Genomic DNA, 22,219 nt, shown 5'->3' with positions numbered 1-22,219 from the left:
GTATGAGAAAAGTGCCTTTGGTTTTTCCAATCAGCAATAATTAAATTTGTTTTATTATAATACACATTAATCGTATAAATCAACTGGGTTTTAAAGTTTTTTGAATTGAACGAAAGAAAAATAAAATATACAATAAAAGGATGGAGAGAAAGGGGAGAAAGACTATGTTAGCATTTGATCATCTCGTTCACGCAGTGCATTGTACACCGGAAGAAGCAGCAAAACAAATGCAGGAGCATGGATTTCATACTGCATTAGGCGGTGAGCATACGACTTGGGGTACTTGGAATAGTTTATGTTATTTTGATTTATCATATATAGAATTTTTAGCAGTTCAGCATGAAGAAAAAGCGAAAGAAGCAGAAAATCCATTAGTACAAGAAACAGTGGTGAAATTAAAAAATGGAGAAGGGATGCTACAAATCGCAATTCGAACAGATGCAATTGAAGAACTAGCAGTTAAATTTAGTAAGCACGGCTTACATACGATAGGACCATTTGAAGGGAAACGGATGAGAAAAGATGGCCGGCTTTTAGAATGGAAAATGTTATTTGTAAAGCAAGAAGAGAATGGACCGAAATTACCATTCTTTATACAGTGGAATGAAACGGATGAAGAAAGAAGAAACGATTTACGTAAAATAGGGACGATCACTGAACATAAAAATAAAGTACAAGAAATTGAAACGATTCATTATACGGTGAAAAATGTTCGAGAAACAGTGCGGAAATGGAAAGAAGTAATGGAGCTAACTGCAAATTCAATCATACAAAATGAAGAATGGAATGCTGAGTGTCAAAGTGTATCGTTTGGTGATGTTCATGTGCAGTTTTGTGAACCAGTTGGAGAAGGGCTAGTACTAGAACGTTTGAAGCATCATGGCGAATATCCATTTGCAGTGGAGTTTAAAGGGGAAAATAAACGAGAGTATGAAGTGTTAGGTAGTTTGTTCGTATATTAATAGAGGTGAGTTTTGTGGAAGAAATGTTAAGAGAGATAGAAAGAAAACTAGAGTGGTCACGTATTGTAAAATGTACAGTTATTACAAAAGGTTTTTCACATGAAGAGAAGTATAAAATTGACCTAGAGAATCGAGAAACTTATTTTGTAAAAGTGTGTGATTCTTCTAATTATGAACGAAAACAAGAAGAATATATGTATATGAAACAATTGGAGTTATTACATATTCCAACGCCGAAGTTAATTCATTTCATAAAACTTGAGGGATTAAATAAATGTGTTCAAGTATTTGAATGGACCCAAGGTGTAAATGGTCAAGAGAGCTTAAGCAAGCTATCGGTGGAAGAACAGTATAATGCAGGAAGAAAAGCAGGGGAAATATTAAAGAGAATTCACTCGATAGAAAGAGAAAGTGCAAGTAATAAATGGGAAATATTTAGGTGGAATAAGTATGAAAGGTACATAGAGGCATTAGCAGATTATGAGGTGAATTTTCTGGATTTGAAGCCAGTATTAACCTTTGTAGAAAATCATAAAGACTTATTGAAAAATCGGCCTATCACATTTTTACACGATGATTACCACCCAGCAAATAGTATGATTCATAATAATGAATTTATCGTTATCGATTTTAGTGGATATGATTTTGGCGATCCAATACACGATTTTTATAACGTAGCGATTTTTACTACAAGAATAAGCAAACCATTTGCGGTTGGACAAGTTCACGGTTATTGCGGAGGCGATCCGTCAATCCACTTTTGGAAACTGTATTCATTATATGCAGCGATGACATTCCCAGCGGATATCGTATGGACAAACCGAACTACACCACATTTAGTAGAGGATATGAAAGAAAGATTGAACCGAATTATAGAAGATCATAATCATTTTTCATCTTATATTCCAAAATGGTATCAATCACAACATGAGGATATAATAAACAATAAATAACGGAGGGATTCATTTGGATAAAATTGCGGTAATTTCAGATATACATGGTAATATTCCGGCATTAGAATCAGTACTGAAAGATATTAAATTAAGAGGAATCGAACGTATTATTTGTCTTGGAGATTTAGTAGGAAAAGGTCCGCATTCTAGCGAAGTAATTGAAATCGTTCGTAAAGAATGTGAAGGAACCGTAATGGGAAACTGGGATGATTTCATTACAAAACCGACTGAATTTGAAGCGTTAAAATGGCATCAAAAACAATTGTCAGAAGAACAAAATGAGTATTTAAGAAGCTTACCATTTTCAATCGAGTTTTATATGAGTGGGAAACTGATTCGTATGTTCCACGCTTCACCGAGAAGTTTGTATGAAAGAATTCAACCACATGCAACAAGAGAAGAGCGTATTAGTATGTTCGAAAATAGTGAGCTCACAGAGAATATAGAAGGGGAAAGAAAACCAGATGTCGTTTGTTACGGTGACGTTCATCAGGCGTATGTGCAAAATTTTAGAGGGAAAACGTTATGTAATGCTGGTAGTGTAGGTAATCCACTTGAAATTACACAAGCTTCCTATTTAATTTTTGAAGGAACATACAATGAAAAAGAAGCAGCAAGCTTTTCCATTCAACTCGTACGTGTACCATATGATATTGAACTAGCCATCCGATTAGCTGAAGAGTTGGATATGCCAGAAATTGAGGAATACAAGCAGGAGTTACGGACTGCTTTATATCGAGGGTTTAAAGGGAAATAAGGAAAATATAAATCAATAAAAATATATCTATCATAACTTAAAATATATCAACGATTTTTTTAAATATATCGATTTACCAACAAATAGCGATGAATTTAATTTACTGCAATTATATTATGTAAACAATATACAGGAGGGAATGTCATGCTCCGAAAACAATACATGAAAGAAATTGCTGATCATATTTTAAATTTAAATTTAACTCATCCAACAAGAGTTGGAGTGAGTGGTATTACAGCTTCAGGAAAGACAACATTTGCAAACGAACTGGCAGAGGAAATGAAAAATCGGGGAGTGCAAGTAATACGCACCAGCATTGACGATTTTCATAACCCGAGAGTGATTCGTTATGCACAAGGAAAAGAGTCTGCAAGAGGGTATTATGAAGATGCACACGATTATACAGCTTTCAAAGAAAGGCTATTAAAACCTTTAGGACCTAACGGGAATTTACAGTATGAAACGATTTCTCATAACTTAATAACGGACATGCCTGTACATAATACGCCGCTAGTGGCGCCGCAAACTATGGTGCTAATAGTAGATGGAACATTTTTATTGAAAAAAGAAATTGAGTATCTATTTGACTATAAAATTTTCATAGATACAGATTTTGAGATTGCGAGAAAACGTGGTGCAGAGCGCGAGACTGAGGCTTTTGGAAGTTATGAAGAAGCAGAGAAAATGTTTATAAACAGATATCATGCGGCTTGTAAGATGTATATAGATGAGCATAATGCGAAAGAATGTGCAAATGTTATATTTCAGAATAGTAATTTTGATGATCCGGTAGTTGTATTTAAAGGAATTTAAAATCTTTTATATAACAAAAAGTTCGTGAAAGGGGATGCGTCGGGTGGATAAAAAAGATAATCCGAACGATTGGCCTGTATGGGCGAATGAGTCAGTAGAGATAGTTAATGCAAATCCTGATTGGCAAGATAAAGGCCGATATGAAGAACAGCAACTTTATGAACTGCTTACTCCTCTCGGTATTAGCAAAGTAATACATATAGGAAGTACATCCATACCTGGTTTACCTGCAAAACCTATCATTGATCTAATGGCTGAAACAGACTCATTTGATAGAGTGCTCGATATTTCAGCAAAATTGGCTATATATGATTGGCATTATGTAGGCCCGGAATTAGATGAAAGACCTTGGAGAAGGTTCTTTGTGAAAGTGAAGAATAATAGGCGTGTAGCTCATCTGCATTTGATGGTTAAAGGAACTGAACGATGGGAGCAACAACTTTTATTTCGTAACCGCTTACGAGAAAATCCACAATTAGTTTATGATTATTCAAATCTAAAGCAAGAGTTAGCAAAAAAGTTTAACCAAGATAGAGAAGCATACACAAAAGCTAAAACAGAATTTATTAAACAAGTTCTAAAATGATTTAATTTTTGATTGTAACTACGTTTGAATATAAATGAAAAAAATACTTTATTTTATAGCCTAAACTTACATGAAATGCATGTAAACAAAGTGAGAAGCTTTGGTGTTCCAATGTATTTCCTTTTATTTCTCGGGAGAAATTTATATAATTGAATCAAGTTCATAGAAAGATAGGGACTAAAACTATATTAAAAGTCGACTTAATTTATGAGGGGAATTACAGGGGATAAGGCGAAAATAAGTTAAAAAACGTAAAAAGGGGACAGGGAATATAATGACAGAAGTGCTAGAACTAAAAGAAGAATTACAACAAATTCAAAATAATAATTATGCTGTGCCAGAAGACGTAGACGCATATCCATATGCACAGTGGATGTTAGATTATATCGGATCACCTGATGCTGAATTACGTGATGATTTGATTTATAGTACGCTTCACAAATGGATTACAAATGATGTATTTAGACAAAAAGAATTACGAGGATTAATGTTACAAGCAATTAGTCCTGATTATTTATTTTATAAAATTGGTGAAAAGGGCACAGATTCTGTTTTTAAACGTGCGTTCTCTGTTTTAATTCCACCACTTATTTTATCTGTTCATGAAAGAGAACCATTGTTATCTGAAGAACAACTGTACAGTGTAGCAGAACAAGTTCTGGAATATGTCTATTTAGAAGAAGATGTAAGGGGTTACGTAGAAGGAAAAGGCTGGGCGCATTCTACTGCACATGCGGCAGATGCACTAGATGCTTTAGCACGTACAATACAAAATCGTGAGTTTTCATATGCAATACTAGCTGCTGTTCGTCAGAAGGTTCGATTGAATGACTACGTATACATACACTTTGAGGATGAGAGATTAGTAACGCCAATTATGTCGTTGCGTAACCAAAATATTTTAACTGAAGAAGAGTGGAGCAATTGGCTACATAGTATAGCAATTGTTGAAGATATCCCACATCCTCAACATGATATTTTAGTACAAAATATTAGAGCTTTCTTAAGAAGTTTATATTTCAGAGCTTTAGAGAAAGAGGGCGCTACTGCCTTTACAGATGATATATTGGAGACTTTGGAGAAATTGCGTAGATATTAAAAAAGCAGAATATCTAGTCTATCACTAGATTCCATTATAAATGAGCATGTAAGCAAAGAATAAGATTAAAAAACCGATTATACCTGTAGGTTCCCTACAAAAATAATCGGTTTTTTTAGTTGAATTGAAATTTTAGACTTAAATATACACGAGCTTATATGTAATAACGAATGTATTAAATATGTAGTTGTGGATTTTCCTCATATAAACTATTAACATACTGTTTTAAATTCTTGATGAATAATAGAATCTCTTGACTAGGCATTCTAGCATGTTGAAGATGAAATATGTTTCCTTTTCCGATTTCTAATTCATTTGAAGTCAAAGTAATAGGGATATTCCTAAAGACATGCCATGGAAAATACAAGTGTACAAAAGTTTCTCTAAAATATATACCTGATTGACAAATTAATACTCCATCGGATCCTTTACTCAAATTACCAAGGACAGATGTATCTAAAAAAGCAATGATTTCTTCTTCTTTTGAAACAATGTAACGTGCCCCAATTTCTTTTAATTTTTTGTGTGAAATATGAGTGTCTACAAATAACCCATTATCAGGTTCTAATAATTCATTGTACGTCTCAAACAAAGAACAGGTTGATTTTATCTCATCAACTTTTATAACTGGATGTATATCATTTTGCTTTGAATTTTGGAATGAATTTGTAAGAGTTATAAGTAATTCTTTAAATAACAGTGGAGGATAATCACTTCCGTTAATATTAAAGCTTTTTTGTGCATCAAAAGATAAAAAGCTATCTTTATCAATTTCAATTTTTTGCACTTTATTTAATTGATCCCATTTAATATTTCCTTTACCTAACAGCCAATTTTTCCAGTATAAACCTGAATTTGTAAAGTAAACACCATATTTTCCTGATCCAAACAAGTTACAACTTAAAAAAGCAAAAATTTGGTCATCCGTTGGTATAGAAAAACGTTTTTTGGCAATTGATAAGAAATCTTTAGGGATTTTAGTAACATAAAATCTAGACTGCTGATACTCTAAACAAATATCAGTTAAACGATTAATATCTATATTCAACATAATCATTCTCCATTTCATATTTCTTTTCGATATAAATAAATTATAATATTATCAGGAAAATATTAACACTTAAATTAAGAGATACTCTATAGGATTCTAAAATGAATTTGTATTAGATTGAAAAAATTATGATCCGGGTTATCTCTTTGAGGGAGTGTGTTTTTGTGAACTTGATGGAGGAAGCACATAAAACCAACACCTTCCAAACATACTAATAAAATGTGTTGGAGGTGAAATTTATGGACAATAAAGACTTTGAAAAAGTTTATAATGATTACTTACATCAAGGAGAAGAGCAAGCTCAATTTGAAGTAGACAATGAAGTCAATTCAGGAGCAGAACAAATTGTTGCCGTTCGTAAAAATGATGATGGGGATTTAATTGCTTTTAAGACAAGTAGCGGGAGAGAGTTAGATTATATTACTGCTCTTAGTGAAGCGAAATCAGGGAAGTTAGCTCATGTGGACGTATTTCATAAGTATGGTAGAGATATTATACGTAGTGAACCTGATGGAATAAAGGAAAATAACTTAGATAATTTACCTTCATTTTAAACAGGTAAACCTCAAGAAGAGAATGTTCATTTGGATATTCTCTTCTTTGTTTTGCGAAGTTTTCCTTGCAAATAGACGGTTCATTTTTTAAGTTCGATTATACTTTTAAAGAGCACTCTAAACTTCTCTTTATCTTCTGCTGTAAATGGTTTCGGTCCCTTTGTACGCTTACCGCTTTTTCGAACCATTGCACTTAAATACCGTGTTTGTAACAATTGTTCAATGTTTTCATTCGTATACTTATAGCCTTTATGGTGTAGAACGATACAGCCTTTTGCTAAAGCAAGCGAAGCAAGACCGTAATCTTGCGTTACGATTAAATCTTCTTTTTTTGCTAACTGCATAATCCGATAATCCGCAGCATCTGCTCCAGAATCAACATAAATTGTTTCTACACCTTTTGGTTGTTCCGCATTAGAATAATGAGAAAAGCTAGTAACGAGGGTAACGGGAATTTCTGCATTCGTAGCCTCATAAATAATCACATCTTTTACAGGACAAGCATCTGCATCAACGTAAATCTTCATTTTATCACTCCTATGAATAGGTTCGTGTTGATAATAATGGTAGATTTTGCTTTTGTCAAACGAGACTTCTTTACATAATGTTATTTCCCACAAACCAAAATAGCCTCACGCAAACGAGAAATACCTTTTTCAATTTGATCAATATTCACTTTCCCGTAAGATAAACGAATATAACCGTCTTTAGCACCGAAAATACTACCCGGCATAAAGGCGATTTCTTGTTTTAAGCTTTGCATAATAAGTTGTTTTTCGTTTATAGGTTCGTTTAATTTTCCCCATATGTATATACCACCGGTCGGGCTTGAGAAAGAGATTTTATCGTGAAGTTGCTCGTTTAGGGCACGAACGATAATGTCTCTTTTTTCTGCAAGTTGTTTTCGTAACGGTACGATATGCGACTGAAATGGTACAGTTTCGAAAAATTGTTGTATAAGCCACTGCGGGAATATACTCATCCCTAATTCCATTTGGTGACGTGCATCTGATAATCGCTCTACGACAGACTGCGGAGCGACAAGCCAGCCAACTCGTAACCCTGGCGCAATCATTTTTGATAAGGAATGAACATAAATGACAGTTCCGTTTTCATCAATCGATTTTAAAGTAGGGCAAGGTTGTTTATTTTCTAACGTAAGTAAACTAGACGGATCATCTTCAACGATCGCAATTCGTAAGTCTGCGCAAAGTGATAGCAGTTTCTTTCTACGGTTTGGATGCAGCATCGTTCCCGTAGGGTTTTGGAAATTTGGATTTAAAAAGATCATTTTAATACGATGCTTTCTATATAACTCTTGCACATCGTCTGGATTAATACCGTGTTCATCGACAGGTAATGGAAAAATACGAATACCTGCCGATTGGAATAACGGTAATGAATAACAGTGTGAAGGGCTTTCGAAAGCGACTGCGTCACCTGGATTTAATAAACATTGTACGATAAGGTGAAGTGCTTGTTGGGCGCCGGATGTAATCATTATGGATTGTTCGGTCGCTTCAACTTTTAAATATTCCTTCATATATTTTACTACCGCTTGTCTTAGCGGGAGATACCCCTGGGGATGATCGTAACTTAATGACTGCGTTAACGGTTGTTCTCGCAAAATTGTTTGTAGTTGATCGTGAGGATAGAGATTACAACCGAGCTCTCCGTTTGCGAAATCTATAATGTTCTCATTTTGTTGTACTTCTGCCCGAATATGGCGAAGTAACGGTAAGTTTGGTAAAAAAGTACCACCTTGTACGAAACCTCTCCAGTTCGGCGTTAATGTTGGAGAAACGCCCCACATATGTGTACTCACACGTGTACCTTTACCAGTCGTACTTTCTACAATTCCCATAGCACGTAGTTCATTATAAGCAGTTGTTACCGTACTTCGGTTTACATTTAACTGCGTAGCTAATTTCCGTTCTGAAGGGAGGAAGCTACCTGGGGGAAGTTCTCCGTATGTAATACGTTTTTCAATAAAGTCAACAACTTGCTGATAAATTGGGATTTTACTGTCGTTATCTAGCTTCCATTCCATACAAACGCCTCCGCAAATCTTATATACATTAAGTATAACAAATTGGCTGGGTAAAAAAACAGCCAATTGGATGGTGTTATATCCAGCCAATTTTACTATGCTAAATAGGGAAGGGGAGATTCGGATGAAACGATGGCAAATGGAATGGCTCCTAGTATCAGTAGCATTAGTATGGGGAGCAAATTATACAATTGGAAAGTATGGCGTGGCATATATGTCATCCATTCAATTTAATAGTTTACGATTTTTAGTAGCATCACCGGTATTATTACTTATTACATTTTTAATGGAACGCTCATTACGTATTGAAAGAAAAGATTGGTTACGATTACTAGCAGTCGGTATCGTTGGAACGACAATGTATCAAACGATGTTTATGCTATCTGTAAAATATACTTCAGCAACGAACGCCTCATTATTAATTGCGATGTCACCTATATTTACAGGGATATTAGCAGTATTGCACAAACAAGAACGTTTTTCGATGAAAGTACAAATTGGTTCAATAGTAGCGTTTATTGGTGCAGCATTCGTTTTATTAACAGGGCATACGGGAGGAGCTACATACGAGTATGCGTGGCTCGGAAATGTAATTGGATTAGTCGCAGCAATTGCGTGGGGATGGTATCCCATTTTAGCGCAACCACTTATCACAAAATACTCCGCAATGAGAGTCACATCATGGTCTACTTTAATTGGAATTGTACCTCTCGTTATATACTGTTTATTCAACGTAAATACATTAACGTGGCCAGTAGATACGCCAAGCTGGGGATCACTAGCATATTCAATCGTCTTTGCGACAATCTTCGGACTTGCAATGTGGTATGTCGGTATTAGTAAAATAGGTTCAACGAAAGTAATGGTTTATATGTATCTCGTACCATTGTTCGCAGTTATCTTTGCAGCTGTAACAATTGGAGAGCAAATCAATATGATGCAACTTGTTGGCGGTCTTATAATCTTCATCGGCTTATATGTTGTAAAAAAAGGCGGAATCAAAAAGCCAGCTCTCAATTTGAAAAAAGTGAGCTAACAGTAAAAAGGATCTCTTTCATATAGAAGGAGATCCTTTTTTATTTCGAAATAAAAGTGCTTGTTCAACGGCCCATTTTTGATGATCATGAATTAAATGTTCTATAGCAAGCGATGGAGACATCCATTGTAAAATATGGTCTTCTTCATGAACTTCAACTTCATGTATCTTCTTTTTCGGCATAAAAATATCGTGCTGCATTACCGATAGAACGATCAATTTCAATCGCCCAACCTAATTCCTCTAGTAATTCACGATGTAAACATGCTTCTTTCGTTTCCGTACTTTCCATACCGTCACCAGGTAAAAAGTAATGTTCTCCTTTTTCGATGATAGCTATTTTTGAGCAAGTATTGTTAAAAATAACCGCATAGCAACTAGGCCGTAATACATACTGGACGGTAGGGTTTTTAGAGATAAATGTCGGTTTCGAAATCATAAAACACGACCTTTCTCTATAAAATACATAAAAGGGATATTAAGGTAAATGTAGAATTATGTAAGTATAATCTTATATGAGTGGAGTGATATCAACATGATAAATCGAAAGTGTTCACGATGTAAAGAAATAACAGGTACATTGCATGGTGGTAAAAAAATTAAAGAAGAATTTCTATGTGAAGACTGTTTGCAAAAAGGAATTGCGAGTGGGGAAATCGAATTATCACAAGTGGAGCAAGAACAAACCTCGTATCTTTCTATAAAAATATTAAAAATAATGAGTGTTATTTATTTAATAGTATCTATTATAACTGCTTTTTCTGCTGGAGCACTTATACAGGATCCAGGGCTTGGTGGAATATCATTTTCAATAACAGGTGCAGTTGGTGTTATGATAATTGGATCGATATTCCAGTCTGTTCTTGTATTTTCAGGTATTTGGGTATTCATTCTGTTAGTCGAAACGGTTATTAAAATATATGAAAAAATGAAGTGAGTGAGAGGGAGAAATACATGCGAGTAAGAAACATTCAAGGGGAAGATTATGTAAAGATTCATTCTGTATTAAATGATTGGTGGGGCGGAAGAGACATGGCTAGTATGTTGCCAAAATTGTTTTTCGTCCATTTTCAAGAAACGAGTTTTATCATTGAAGAAGATGGCGAAACGTTAGGTTTCTTATGTGGATTCTTTTCACAAACATATAAAGATGAAGCATATGTTCATTTTATCGGTGTAAATCCGAAGTTTAGACGAAAAGGAATCGCATCGACGTTATATTCTTATTTCTTCGATGTCGCTCGTGCAAATAACCGTAAATTTGTAAAAGCGATAACGTCACCAGTTAATAAAAAGTCAATTGAATTTCATCAAGAAATCGGATTTCAAATTGAAGATGGGGATGATGAAATAGAAGGTGTATCCGTACATACAAATTATGATGGGAACGGCGGGAGTAGAGTATTATTTTTAAAAAATGTGTAAAGTAGGCTGACGTAAAGTTAGCCTTTTTGTTGTGAGGAGGGATAAATATGGAGAGTTCTCAAAGTAGAAACGAGTATTTACGACGTGTTTATAAAGTGCAAGACTATATAGAATCACATATAAATGATTCACTTTCAATTGAAGATTTAGCTAATGTGGCAGGCTTTTCAAAATTTCATTTTCATAGAATTTTTAAAGGGATGATGGATGAGCCGTTATCTCGGTATGTGAATCGTTTGAAATTAGAGAGGGCAACACACCTTCTTACTTATCGTACAGATATGACGCTTACAGACATTGCGTATTACTTCGGGTTCACAGATTCAGCAGTTTTCTCCCGGACATTTAAAAGTTATTACGGAGTAAGTCCGTCTCACTATAGAAATCACAATAGCAAGAATTGCAAAGACGTAAGTGAAACTTCTCAATACAATGAGTGTAAGAAGGTTCGAGGAGAGGTCGAAATTGTAACAGCGGACAAAGTAAACGTCGCATACATAAGACATGTAGGTACATATAAAGATTTAGCTATAGATTTTCCGAAAATGATAGAAAAACTATTTCATTACGCATCGGAGCAAAATTATCATGTATTTGAGGATACGAAAGTATTAACCATTTACCACGATCATCATGAATTTACTGAGGACTATCATTTAAGAACAAGTCTATGTATAACAATTCCAGATGAGTCCGCAGTAGAAACGAGCGACATTGGAATAATGGTAATACCTTCAGGCAAGTATGCGGTAGGTCATTTTGAAATATTCCAAGATGAATATAAAGGAGTATGGAATTTCTTGTACGGTGAATGGTTGCCAAATAGCGGATATAAACCGAAAGATTCGTATCCTTTCGAAGTATATAGAAATGATCCAAGGCAGCATCCCGAACATAAACATATAGTTGATATATATGTACCTATCGAACCTTTTTAATCATAGATTAAGGGGGAAGAACGATGAAAACTGCTGAACAGTTAGATTGGACTATAAAAGAAAACTATAAAAATATAAATGGTGTATTCGTTGTACAAAAAGGTAATGTTACTTTTGAAAATTATTATAATGGTTACGGTCCAGATGATGCACGTCATGTAGCATCTGTCACAAAGACGATAATCTCCGCGTTAATTGGGATATGTGTAGATAAAGGGTATATAAAGAGCGTTGATCAAAAAGTAATAGAATTTTTCCCAGAATATAATTGTAATTCATCTGAAATAACAGTACGACACCTTCTTACAATGACAGCGCCACATCCTTTCGTAGATTGGCAGGAACCGTTAGAAGAATTATGCACACAAAAGGATTGGGTGCAGTATACGTTAAATAGGGTAGGGAAAGGCGGAGAAATTGGATTTTTTAAATATTCATCTGCAGGAGCTCATTTATTATCAGCAATTATTACGAGCGCAACAGGAAAAAGTGCGCGTGAATTTGCGAATGAATACTTATTTCAGCCGCTTGGCATGAGAGAAATTCCAAACTACAATATGAAATCTTTTGAATTCGATGACTTATTCGGAAAAGATGTGAAAGGATGGGTTCACGATCCAAATGGTATTTCGACGGGCGGCTGGGGACTAACGTTAACAGTTAAAGATATGGCTAAGTTTGGACAGATGTATTTGAATGAAGGTATTCATAATGGAAAGGAAATTCTTTCAAAATCGTGGGTACAAGAATCAATAGCGATGAATTCAAATCAATACGGTTACTTATGGTGGTTACGAGAAGAAGATGGGGTCTTTTCATACTGTGCCATGGGTGATGGTGGGAATATGATTTGTTGTATTCCGGAGAAGGAATTGGTGGTGGCGATTGCATCTGAGATTATACCGGAAGCGAAGGATATATGGGGGGAGCTAATTTCAAAATATATTCTTTCTAGTGTACAGTCAAATAATTAAATTTAGTTTAAAATATGGTATGAATTGGAATTTTGTACCATATTTTTTGCTATTATATATAAGTAAGAGATTTCACTAGATGGATAAAAGACGTTGTTTGAAAGGTGAGGGTATGATGACAAAGTCTAATGTTGTAGAAATCATTTCAGCTTTAGTAGCTATTATCGGTGTGTATGTACTAATAAATGCACCAGAAATGGGGAGTAAGGCAACAAGTGAATCTGTTGCAGAGCAGGGCGGTCATATGGATACAAGTACGTATTTAGCTTTATTACAAGGATACGGAAATTCTTATACAATTCTAGGCGCGACTTGTTTATTTATGGGGTTGCTCAGTTTAATTTCGATCATTTCAATTCAAGTATATAAAAGTAAATAGAGGTTGAAAAAACAATGCTCCTGCCAAATTGACAGGAGCATTGCTCGTATAAATAAGTATTTTCGTAGATGTGTACTTATCACTATGACTTAGTTGAAATATTTTTCAACCCCTCTTTATCGTCTTCATTACTGTCGAATTCGATAAAAAGTTATGTCACAAGTTGCAAATTTGGATGACGTTATATTAACTATAGAAAAAAATGAAAAATACCCGTAACTTTTTACAAGGGAAAATCGTTAAACAAAAGAAAAGGTTTTTAATCATGCGCTTGATTGAATGGGGGAAAAAGAATGAAGATTCTAATACTGGGCGGTACACGTTTTTTAGGAAGGGCTTTCGTAGAAGAGGCTCTGAATAGAGGGCATGAAGTTACATTATTCAATCGTGGAACAAATAAAGAAATTTTTCCTGAAGTGGAGCAGTTAATTGGTGATAGAACTGATGATGTTTCAAGTTTAGAAAATCGAAAATGGGATATGGTCATAGATACATGTGGATTTTCTCCTCATCACATTAGGAATGTAGGAGAAGTACTTAAAGATAATATAAAGCACTATACATTCATCTCAAGCCTTTCCGTATATAAAGATTGGATCCCGCATCACATAAAAGAAGATTATAAATTACTACCTGAACCACCAAGTGATAAGGTAAAAGCTGTAGAGAATGGTGAAATATCTCCTTATGAGTATTACGGTGCGCTTAAAGTATTATGTGAAAAAGAAGCAGAGAAGTATTGGCCGGGGCGTGTTTTACATGTAAGAGCAGGACTTCTTTCAGGAATGTTTGATTATACAGATCGGCTTCCATACTGGATTCAGCGCGTAGCAAAGGGAGGAAAAGTGTTAGTTCCAGGAAGGAAAGACCGTCCAGTGCAGTTCGTTGATATAAAAGACGTCGCAAGCTTTGGACTAAACATGGCAGAAAACAATAAAGTAGGTACATTTAATGTAACGGGTCCGAAAGATGAGCTGACGATGGAAGAGCTATTAAATATGAGTAAAAAGGTTACGAATAGCGACGCTGCATTCGTTTGGGTTGATGAATCGTTTATGCATGAGAATAAAGTACAGCCATGGACGGAAATGCCATTGTGGCTTCCAGAAACTTTTTCATTAGAAGGTGAAACAGATCCGTGGAAAGGTGGATTCTCTATTAATATAGAGAGCGCAGTTAAAGAGGGTCTTACTTTTAGAAGGTTAGAAGATACTGTTACAGACGTGTATGCGTGGATGAAGAGTATGGACGAATGGGAATTAAAAGCAGGTATTTCAGGCGAGAGGGAGAAGGATTTGTTAGAAAAGTGGTATCAATAAATTTAGAGGAGCCACATTGTATATACTGGATTGAACATAAGGGACCGCAAGGAGGAAAAAGGTTATGTGGAAAAATACCATTCGCAGTATTTCATCAAACTTAAGTTTGAAAAATCCCGCTACGAAGGATGAACTCGCTGAAGTTCAAAAAAATTTGCAGTTGGAGTTACCGAATGATTTATATCAATTATTACAGGAAACAAATGGTATAGAAGGTGAATATGGACAATTTATTTGGGATGCCTCAAAAATTAAAATTGAAAATATGAATATGAGAAATATAGTTGATTTTAAAGATTTATATATGCCTTTTGACTGTTTATTATTTTTTGCTGATGGCGGAAATGGTGATTTGTTTGGCTATTCCATTTTGAATGGAATAGTGCAAAGAGATGATATATATGTATGGAACCATGAAAATGATAGCAGAACGTGGGTTGCGCCTTCTTTAAAGATTTTTATGGTGTGGTGGGAGAGTGGAAAGATAACAATTTAAACATAGTATCAAGAAAAAACGCCTTGTTAATAAAGAAACAAGGCGTTTTTCGTATATAAATCTACCACTCAATCGGTCTTTCTCCATACATTTCCCATAGCATAGGAAACATCTTTTTCAATCCTTCCTCGTCACCTTCATACCAGTCTAACTTGATATCAACTTCCTCAGATTGTTCTTCTGTTTCAAACTCTTTTGCTTTCACACTATCAGCTGTGCCAATTTCTCCGTAAAACACAACGTAGTCTTTATACCGCATTAGATAGCAGTAAGACCTCCACCTCAAAATCGAGCAAATACGAGGAAGACCCGTATAAATAAGTTGTATGAATTACATTTATTATTAGATTGTGTTTGTGACTATATTTTGGAAATTTTCTGTTGATTTACAATGTACGATAGTATATATTGTATATAAAGTATATATACAATATTTTTAAAAAGAGGTACTTGCATGCAAATCGTTATTACGAACACTTCAAAGGAACCTATTTATGAACAAATTGGTGTCCAAATAAAAAAACTTATTTTACTAGGTGATTTAAAGCAAGGAGATGCTCTTCCTTCAATGCGTCAGTTAGCAAAAGATTTAAGAGTAAGTATTATTACAACGAAAAGAGCATATGAAGAACTGGAAAAAGACGGTTTTATTTATTCAATTGTCGGAAGGGGGTCCTTTGTAGCAGAACAAAACATTGAAACTATGAAAGAAAAAAAATTAAAGACAGTTGAAGAAAAGTTGTGTGAAGCGATTCAAAATGCTAAACAAATGGATGTTTCTTTAAATGATCTAAAAGAAATGCTTACAATTTTATACGAGGAGGAAAACTCTTGGAAAACGTAATAGAACTTCAAAATGTCAGTAAATCTTTTAAAGGATTTCAAATTAAAAATTTTTCGATGGAAGTAAAAAAAGGATTTGTTACGGGTTTTATTGGGGGGAATGGATCAGGTAAATCTACAACGATTAAAATGATTATGAATCTAATGAACCCGGATAGTGGAAATGTCTCCTTATTTGGCATGAACTATTCGACTGATGCGAAGCGAATTAAAGAAAGAATTGGTTTCGTTTATGACGATAATGTGTTTTATGATGAACTCACATTAAAGGAAATTACTAAAATTATTGCGCCTGCTTATAAAAAATGGGATTTTAACCAATTTACATATTATAAAGATCTGTTCGAATTACCATTAAATAAAAAAATGAAAACATTCTCCAAAGGAATGAAAATGAAAGCCTCTCTTGCAATTGCCCTTTCACATCATGCTGAACTAATTATTATGGATGAGCCTACTTCCGGACTCGATCCGGTATTTAGAAGAGAATTATTGGATGTTTTACAAAATATTATGCAGGATGGTGAGAAAACTATCTTTTTCTCATCTCATATTACAACGGATTTAGACCGCATTGCCGATTATATTACATTTATTCAAAATGGGAAGCATATTTTTACAAAAGATATTTATGCCATTGCAGAAGATTATATTTTGGTCAAAGGACCACTAGATATGTTAGATTTTGATACCGAGCGTGAATTTATATCTGTATGTAAGGCAAATACAGGTTTCGAGGGATTGATTGAAAATGTAAATTCTATCGAAACTTTATTTAATAAAGAAGTGGTGATTGAAAAACCAAGTTTAGAGGATATTATGTATTTCATGAAAAAGGGGGAGTCAAGATGCTTAATTTAATTAAAAAGGATTTGATTTTACAAAAAACTTTTTTACCTGCTTATCTCTTATTTCTAGTTACCTATTTGTGGGCCGGCATGGATGTAGCATATGTCATAATCATTTGTAGTGCCGTTTTTGTAATTAACACATATCAATCTGATGATAAAGATAATGCTAATATTTTAGTAAACTCATTACCGTATACTAGGAAGGAAATTATAAGTTCAAAATACGTTGGAACCTTATTTTTTACAATAGTAATCATCCCATTTTGTTTAGTTGGAAAATATTTCATTTTAGACAGCATGGAATTTCAACTTTCCTTAGAAAGTTACATCCTAGGCTTCTTGGCAGTCATGCTGATTACTGCATTTTACATCCCATTTTTTGTTGCATTTAAAGTGAAAACACTTGTACCAGTTTTTATACTTTTATCTATTGGAGTTATATATTTAATGCGAAATACTCCATATTTATTAAATAAATATGCTAATGGCGTACTGACCTTTTTAAAAGAGATTTCAGATTTGAAATTATTTCTTATATTTGCTGTCATAGCAGTGGGGTGCTATGGGGTTTCATGGATATTATCTATTCGTATCTATCAGAACAAGGCTCTTTAATAGCAAGTTCTAAAAGGAGGATCATTTAAATGACATCAAAAAAAGGGCGTCCTATTCGAATACGAAATTGGCTGAAAACTCTTGGAGCATTTTTCGTTATGCAACTAATTTTTATCATCCTTGATATGAATTCGTGGATACTGAACTTCAAGGAAGGAGGAGTTGGGGAGCGTCTCGTTAATTCAGAGTTCTTTACGGAATGGTTCGCTCCTTATAAAACAAAGCAATTTAACGTATTAACGGTAGTTATGGCTATTTTATTATTCCTAAATGTATTAACAAGTGCAATAAAAGACGCTTTTTCTAGAAAAAGAATTAATTAGCACATAAGTTGACCTTGCGTCTTTTTTAATAATGTCTTAACAATATTTAAAAACAATAGGGGAAAGATAAAAACTCCATTTATTGAAGTTTTACTTTATCTTTTATAATGATTCCTTAGAAATTATTTGATTTTTCAGTTTTATGTATTGACAATGTTTCCATTCGTCCCCCATAATGCTTCTCTAGTGTGTGCAGTGATTGTGACATATGTATTTATACTTGTGATGACAAATGATGCGTATTGTTTTTGGAAAGTTAAAAAATAATTGAATGAAATAGAAAAATTTAGTAATCTTATTTGTACAGCACATACATAATAGTTTTGTAATGATACATTGGAGGGGTTTGTTGTGGATCTTACGTTTAAAGTAGAGGAAAAATGTTTTAATTACCGAGTCGGAGCAATTTGTAAACAAGGTAGTAAAATACTTATCCTTCAAGATGAAGGTGAAGAGTATTGGTACGTACCAGGCGGAAGAGTGAAAATGCTAGAAAATAGTGAAGATGCATTAAAACGAGAGCTTGCAGAAGAACTAGGCGTACCTATTGAAGTGAAGAGATTAATATGGTCAGTAGAAAACTTCTTTACACTTTCTGAGCGAAAGTTTCATGAGATTAGTTTTTATTATGAAGTAGAATTGCATGAATTACCTGCAAATGGGGCGGATCAATATATTCTTGAAGAAGAAGGTAGAAAATATTTATTTAAGTGGGTGCCGGTAGAAGAGTTACATGCATATAACTTACAGCCAGCGTTTATAAAAGATAAAGTAAAGGATGTATCAGTTCATACAGAACATATCGTTTTACAAAAGTAAACGTGTTTGGAGGGGGAAACGGTGAAGGGGACTAAAAAGGAAATACATATAGACGACAAAGTCATTCGTTACACACATATCGAAAAAGGTTCTAATACGGTTTGTTTTATGTTTTCAGGTTCCGGTTACAATTATGATAAACCATTATTCTATTATGCAACGATGCTTATGCTTGAAAATAAAATAGATGTAGTACATATTCATTATTCCTACGATGGACAATTAATGGAAAAACCAATGGAAGAAATAACGAAAATAATGATGGATGATATTAATCCAATAATGAATGAAGTAACACAAAATGAGCAGTACAACTATACTATGTTTTTAGGGAAATCACTTGGAACGATTCCAATTGCGAATGATTTAATGAAGAGAGAAGAATTTTTACGGTCAAAAATGATGTTGCTTACACCATTACTAACTTTTGATTCTATTTTTGATTCGATCTTACATAGTCATCACGAAGGGCTTTTAGTAATTGGAGATAAAGATCATCAATATAATGCAAATCAAATAAATCAGTTACATAAAACGAATTTACAGATTGAAGTTGTCAAAAACGCTAACCATTCTGTAAATGTTGGAGAATTTGAAACCGAGAATTCGATTGAAGCGATAGCAAAAATAATAGAAAAACTTAAAGAAGTTGTTAGGAAAAACTAACCTATCAATACATGCAAAAAGAGGTGCGAATGGCACCTCTTTTTTATTTAATAAGCCTTCAAAACACGAAGCAAATAATCCTTCCGATTTAGCGGATTAAAGTCAACACGTTTTCGAGTAGGGAAGGGAGCCTTCAGTTTATTGTAACCAGATGGCTTCGTTGTGAAGATACCTTCTCCTTCAGTAAATGAATGGAGCATTCGTTTAAAATCCTCTGTTTTTGCAACAGGTAATGATCCTGTTAAATGGTAAGAATCATTATGCAACGTAGGCTCTGCAAAAGTTGCTGGGATAGCAGCTAGTTTATACATTGCGGTACTAATTGCGTGCTCTGGAACAGTTAATTCAAATTCATTTATTGGTTCAAATACAAATGTTTTGGCTTGTTTTAAAGCATCCATTAATACGAGCGGTGTTAAATTTCTAAAGTCACTCGCTGTTGTAACAGGACTGGCATAGCCGGTATGTGTTAATGTGACGATAATGTCCGTAACTTCCCATCCAAATAAACCTTGTTTTAACGTTTGAAATACTGTATCTTCAATCGCTTTATGAAATGCTAAAGGCAGTGATCCAAGTTCAACACCTAAGTTATACGTTATGCCAGAGTTAAGCGCGCCACGTTCAACTTTGAACCCAATTGTTGCGTAAAAAAGATTTTCTTTTTCACCCATTACTTCAACGCTATTCCCTAAGTCAATTGGTTTTTCAATACATACAACTCGCGTGTTTGAAAAGGTAACTTGTAGACGGTATTTTTCATAAAGTGTTGTTTCAATAACTTCTTTTTGCACTTCACCGAAAAGGCGAATGTATAGTTCATTATGAACATTGTCTTTCCAAACCTTAATGAGAGGATCTTCTTCGCATAGCTCCATAAGTGCAGCGTATAAATCATGAATTCGTTCTTTAGGCACTGCTTCAATAGCAGCTTCCATTTGTGGTTCGGCAAAGTGAATATCCTTTATATAATCCGTCCGCTTACCGATAATATCACCAATTTTAATATTCGTAAGTCCCCACACTTTGCAAAACTCTCCGCTTTGAACAGTAGAAGATTGAACGGCATCTCCATTATGAAACATGCACATTTTTTTAATCTTTTCCTTATGTGGTAGAGACTCTCCACGCTGTATATCAACATATTTTCTAACGTGTAAACAACCAGAAAATAGTCTTACGTAAGCAATCTTTTCGCCAGAAGATTCACGTTCAATTTTAAAAACAACACCGGATAATGTTTCATCTTGTGCCGATTTAGTAGCTGGAATTAAGGCTGAAATATTTTTAAGTAATTCAGTTACTCCTATACCTGTCATTGCTGAACCAAAAAAGATAGGAAACACATTTGCTTGCTGTATTTGCTTTTCGAGTTCTTTTCTTAATAGTGCATCCGGTATTATTTCGTTATTTACATATGACTCAAGCAATGATTCGTTAAATGGTGCTAATCGTTCAATACAATCGTCATAGGATTTATATTCAATAATCCGAGCGTCCTTTGTACCTTCGTTTTCTACAGAGTAGAAGGGGGATGCTTCATTTGAAAGAAGCTCTTTTATTTGTTTCACAACTTTTTCAGTATTTGCGCCACTACGGTCTATTTTATTAACAAATAATATAGTAGGTATGTTTAATTTCTGTAATGTCCGCATTAAAATCTTCGTTTGTGCTTGCACACCTTCAACGGCAGAGATAACTAAAATCGCACCGTCTAAAACGCGGAATGATCGCTCCACTTCAGCGATAAAATCAGCATGTCCAGGTGTATCAATAACATTTACTTTTAAATCATCAATAAAGAAAGAAACGACAGATGCTTTAATCGTAATTCCGCGTTGTCTTTCTAATTCCATTGAGTCAGTTTGCGTATTACCACTATCTACTCGGCCAATTTCTTTAATCACATTCGTCTCATAAAGAATTCGCTCAGTCAAACTCGTCTTGCCAGCGTCTACGTGCGCGACAATCCCTATATTTATTGTTGTCATATATAAATATCCTCATTTCATTTTCCATGTTCATTTCCTCATTTCTATTTGTGTATTGCCGCATTACAATCACTCTCCAGTCATTTGAATTATTACTATTATAATGTAATTTACATTTTTTGTAACGTCATAAAACGTCTTATTTTGGAAAAATATTAATAGACGAATTTTAAAAAAATAAATAGTGAAAACAAAATGCTTGCATTATAAATCGATATAGATTATATTAATTGACATATCAACTATTGATACATCAAATATTTTTGTTTTGCATGTAAAGGAGGGGTAATTTGACAAGTTCATGCTCAAAAGAAGCAATAATTTTATATAAATTACACTTTCTAAATAAAGAAGTAAGTTCGAAGTTTGAAGGGTGTACGGGTATGAGTCAATCTAGACTAGAGCTTATACTTCAGTTATATGAAGTAGATGAAATTAGTCAAAAAGCACTTCAGCAAGAAGTGAATATTGATAATGCCGCGATTACGAGGCATTTAAAACAGCTGGAAGCAAACGGAATGATTACAAGACGTAAAAATCCAGATGATAACAGAATTACGTTAGTTTCTCTTACAGAAGAGGGGCGAAATAAAATTCAAGTGTATCAAGAGGAAAAAGAGCGTTTCGCTACTTCAGCATTTAAAGGATTAAGTGAAGAAGAACGCGACAATCTTTTAACGATGTTAGACCGCATTCAAGAAAATATAAAAGAACTTTAA

Annotated in this window: 27 protein-coding genes and 1 pseudogene; 22 read left to right on the top strand and 6 right to left on the bottom strand. The window is 34.2% G+C overall.

Annotated features, from left to right (window positions below; translation table 11 throughout):
• The first annotated feature begins 164 nt into the window (after positions 1-164).
• From LCF45_RS14895 to LCF45_RS14870, 6 genes are all read left to right on the top strand, one after another.
• On the top strand, positions 165-962 hold the full coding sequence (locus tag LCF45_RS14895) for a VOC family protein (protein ID WP_002032964.1): 798 nt from the start codon (positions 165-167) through the stop codon (positions 960-962).
• A gap of 14 nt (positions 963-976) precedes the next feature.
• A complete protein-coding gene (locus tag LCF45_RS14890; RefSeq protein WP_215585458.1) occupies positions 977-1,915 on the top strand; it encodes an aminoglycoside phosphotransferase family protein in 939 nt (312 codons plus the stop codon).
• A 13-nt stretch (positions 1,916-1,928) separates the two neighbouring features.
• Complete coding sequence (locus LCF45_RS14885) at positions 1,929-2,672, top strand: metallophosphoesterase family protein (RefSeq protein ID WP_002013591.1); 744 nt, start codon at positions 1,929-1,931, stop codon at positions 2,670-2,672.
• A 144-nt stretch (positions 2,673-2,816) separates the two neighbouring features.
• Positions 2,817-3,485, top strand: coding sequence for an AAA family ATPase (locus LCF45_RS14880; protein ID WP_002127973.1), 669 nt, complete (start codon positions 2,817-2,819; stop codon positions 3,483-3,485).
• A 43-nt stretch (positions 3,486-3,528) separates the two neighbouring features.
• A complete protein-coding gene (locus LCF45_RS14875) occupies positions 3,529-4,071 on the top strand; it encodes a GrpB family protein (protein WP_002127972.1) in 543 nt (180 codons plus the stop codon).
• Positions 4,072-4,345: 274 nt separating this feature from the next.
• Positions 4,346-5,170: a DUF2785 domain-containing protein gene (locus tag LCF45_RS14870; RefSeq protein ID WP_002013583.1), complete on the top strand. Its 825-nt coding sequence runs from the start codon at positions 4,346-4,348 to the stop codon at positions 5,168-5,170.
• Positions 5,171-5,345: 175 nt separating this feature from the next.
• Here LCF45_RS14870 and LCF45_RS14865 read toward each other — a convergent pair whose 3' ends face one another.
• Entirely contained in the window at positions 5,346-6,221 is an 876-nt protein-coding gene (locus tag LCF45_RS14865; RefSeq protein WP_002127971.1) for a hypothetical protein, read from the bottom strand.
• Positions 6,222-6,460: 239 nt separating this feature from the next.
• Between LCF45_RS14865 and LCF45_RS14860 the strand changes: the two genes are divergently transcribed.
• Positions 6,461-6,775 carry a DUF3892 domain-containing protein gene (locus LCF45_RS14860; protein ID WP_078203526.1) on the top strand — a complete coding sequence of 105 codons (315 nt, stop codon included), beginning with the start codon at positions 6,461-6,463 and terminating at the stop codon, positions 6,773-6,775.
• Positions 6,776-6,855: 80 nt separating this feature from the next.
• Here the strand turns inward: LCF45_RS14860 and LCF45_RS14855 are convergent, their stop codons facing one another.
• Positions 6,856-7,302 (bottom strand): YaiI/YqxD family protein, encoded by a 447-nt coding sequence (locus LCF45_RS14855; protein ID WP_078203525.1) that lies wholly within the window; start codon positions 7,300-7,302, stop codon positions 6,856-6,858.
• An 80-nt stretch (positions 7,303-7,382) separates the two neighbouring features.
• Entirely contained in the window at positions 7,383-8,825 is a 1,443-nt protein-coding gene (locus LCF45_RS14850) for a MocR-like pyridoxine biosynthesis transcription factor PdxR (protein ID WP_263892887.1), read from the bottom strand.
• Between the two features lie 124 nt (positions 8,826-8,949).
• Between LCF45_RS14850 and LCF45_RS14845 the strand changes: the two genes are divergently transcribed.
• On the top strand, positions 8,950-9,861 hold the full coding sequence (locus tag LCF45_RS14845; RefSeq protein WP_002168110.1) for a DMT family transporter: 912 nt from the start codon (positions 8,950-8,952) through the stop codon (positions 9,859-9,861).
• Between the two features lie 18 nt (positions 9,862-9,879).
• Here LCF45_RS14845 and LCF45_RS14840 read toward each other — a convergent pair.
• A pseudogene (locus LCF45_RS14840) lies at positions 9,880-10,300 on the bottom strand (NUDIX domain-containing protein).
• Positions 10,301-10,396: 96 nt separating this feature from the next.
• On the opposite strand from LCF45_RS14840, the gene LCF45_RS14835 reads away from it, so the two are divergent.
• The 7 genes from LCF45_RS14835 to LCF45_RS14805 all read left to right on the top strand — a co-directional run bounded on the left by LCF45_RS14835 (position 10,397) and on the right by LCF45_RS14805 (position 15,392).
• Positions 10,397-10,798: a DUF3980 domain-containing protein gene (locus LCF45_RS14835; RefSeq protein WP_002013574.1), complete on the top strand. Its 402-nt coding sequence runs from the start codon at positions 10,397-10,399 to the stop codon at positions 10,796-10,798.
• Positions 10,799-10,815: 17 nt separating this feature from the next.
• The gene (locus tag LCF45_RS14830) at positions 10,816-11,286 is read left to right on the top strand and encodes a GNAT family N-acetyltransferase (protein WP_263892884.1); all 471 of its coding nucleotides are present in this window, start codon (positions 10,816-10,818) and stop codon (positions 11,284-11,286) included.
• 47 nt (positions 11,287-11,333) lie between these two features.
• Positions 11,334-12,224, top strand: a complete 891-nt coding sequence (locus LCF45_RS14825) for an AraC family transcriptional regulator (protein ID WP_263892882.1) — start codon at positions 11,334-11,336, stop codon at positions 12,222-12,224.
• Between the two features lie 23 nt (positions 12,225-12,247).
• Positions 12,248-13,198: a serine hydrolase domain-containing protein gene (locus LCF45_RS14820; RefSeq protein WP_002127961.1), complete on the top strand. Its 951-nt coding sequence runs from the start codon at positions 12,248-12,250 to the stop codon at positions 13,196-13,198.
• A 79-nt stretch (positions 13,199-13,277) separates the two neighbouring features.
• Positions 13,278-13,577: a hypothetical protein gene (locus tag LCF45_RS14815; protein WP_000361375.1), complete on the top strand. Its 300-nt coding sequence runs from the start codon at positions 13,278-13,280 to the stop codon at positions 13,575-13,577.
• A 293-nt stretch (positions 13,578-13,870) separates the two neighbouring features.
• On the top strand, positions 13,871-14,896 hold the full coding sequence (locus LCF45_RS14810) for an SDR family oxidoreductase (protein WP_002127960.1): 1,026 nt from the start codon (positions 13,871-13,873) through the stop codon (positions 14,894-14,896).
• A gap of 64 nt (positions 14,897-14,960) precedes the next feature.
• Positions 14,961-15,392, top strand: a complete 432-nt coding sequence (locus tag LCF45_RS14805) for an SMI1/KNR4 family protein (RefSeq protein ID WP_000265815.1) — start codon at positions 14,961-14,963, stop codon at positions 15,390-15,392.
• 61 nt (positions 15,393-15,453) lie between these two features.
• On the opposite strand, the gene LCF45_RS14800 is transcribed toward LCF45_RS14805, so the two are convergent.
• Positions 15,454-15,651 carry a hypothetical protein gene (locus LCF45_RS14800; protein WP_003190161.1) on the bottom strand — a complete coding sequence of 66 codons (198 nt, stop codon included), beginning with the start codon at positions 15,649-15,651 and terminating at the stop codon, positions 15,454-15,456.
• A 195-nt stretch (positions 15,652-15,846) separates the two neighbouring features.
• Between LCF45_RS14800 and LCF45_RS14795 the strand changes: the two genes are divergently transcribed.
• From LCF45_RS14795 to LCF45_RS14770, 6 genes are all read left to right on the top strand, one after another.
• Positions 15,847-16,236, top strand: a complete 390-nt coding sequence (locus LCF45_RS14795; RefSeq protein WP_001167593.1) for a GntR family transcriptional regulator — start codon at positions 15,847-15,849, stop codon at positions 16,234-16,236.
• Positions 16,224-17,096, top strand: coding sequence for an ABC transporter ATP-binding protein (locus tag LCF45_RS14790; protein WP_000432454.1), 873 nt, complete (start codon positions 16,224-16,226; stop codon positions 17,094-17,096). Before LCF45_RS14795 ends, LCF45_RS14790 begins: the two co-directional genes overlap by 13 nt.
• Positions 17,084-17,701 (top strand): ABC-2 transporter permease, encoded by a 618-nt coding sequence (locus tag LCF45_RS14785; RefSeq protein ID WP_002127955.1) that lies wholly within the window; start codon positions 17,084-17,086, stop codon positions 17,699-17,701. Before LCF45_RS14790 ends, LCF45_RS14785 begins: the two co-directional genes overlap by 13 nt.
• A gap of 29 nt (positions 17,702-17,730) precedes the next feature.
• Entirely contained in the window at positions 17,731-18,024 is a 294-nt protein-coding gene (locus LCF45_RS14780; RefSeq protein ID WP_263892875.1) for a YfzA family protein, read from the top strand.
• A 351-nt stretch (positions 18,025-18,375) separates the two neighbouring features.
• On the top strand, positions 18,376-18,843 hold the full coding sequence (locus tag LCF45_RS14775; protein ID WP_002127953.1) for an NUDIX hydrolase: 468 nt from the start codon (positions 18,376-18,378) through the stop codon (positions 18,841-18,843).
• Between the two features lie 21 nt (positions 18,844-18,864).
• The gene (locus LCF45_RS14770; RefSeq protein ID WP_002127952.1) at positions 18,865-19,509 is read left to right on the top strand and encodes a hypothetical protein; all 645 of its coding nucleotides are present in this window, start codon (positions 18,865-18,867) and stop codon (positions 19,507-19,509) included.
• A gap of 47 nt (positions 19,510-19,556) precedes the next feature.
• Here the strand turns inward: LCF45_RS14770 and tet are convergent, their stop codons facing one another.
• Positions 19,557-21,500 carry a tetracycline resistance ribosomal protection protein gene (gene tet / locus LCF45_RS14765; protein WP_263892874.1) on the bottom strand — a complete coding sequence of 648 codons (1,944 nt, stop codon included), beginning with the start codon at positions 21,498-21,500 and terminating at the stop codon, positions 19,557-19,559.
• A 290-nt stretch (positions 21,501-21,790) separates the two neighbouring features.
• Here tet and LCF45_RS14760 point away from each other — a divergent pair, with 290 nt between their 5' ends.
• A complete protein-coding gene (locus LCF45_RS14760) occupies positions 21,791-22,219 on the top strand; it encodes a MarR family winged helix-turn-helix transcriptional regulator (protein WP_000204168.1) in 429 nt (142 codons plus the stop codon).

The organism is Bacillus sp. 41-22, from assembly GCF_025809295.1.
Lineage (GTDB): Bacteria > Bacillota > Bacilli > Bacillales > Bacillaceae_G > Bacillus_A > Bacillus_A mycoides.
This window is presented reverse-complemented; position numbering and strand designations above follow the sequence as displayed.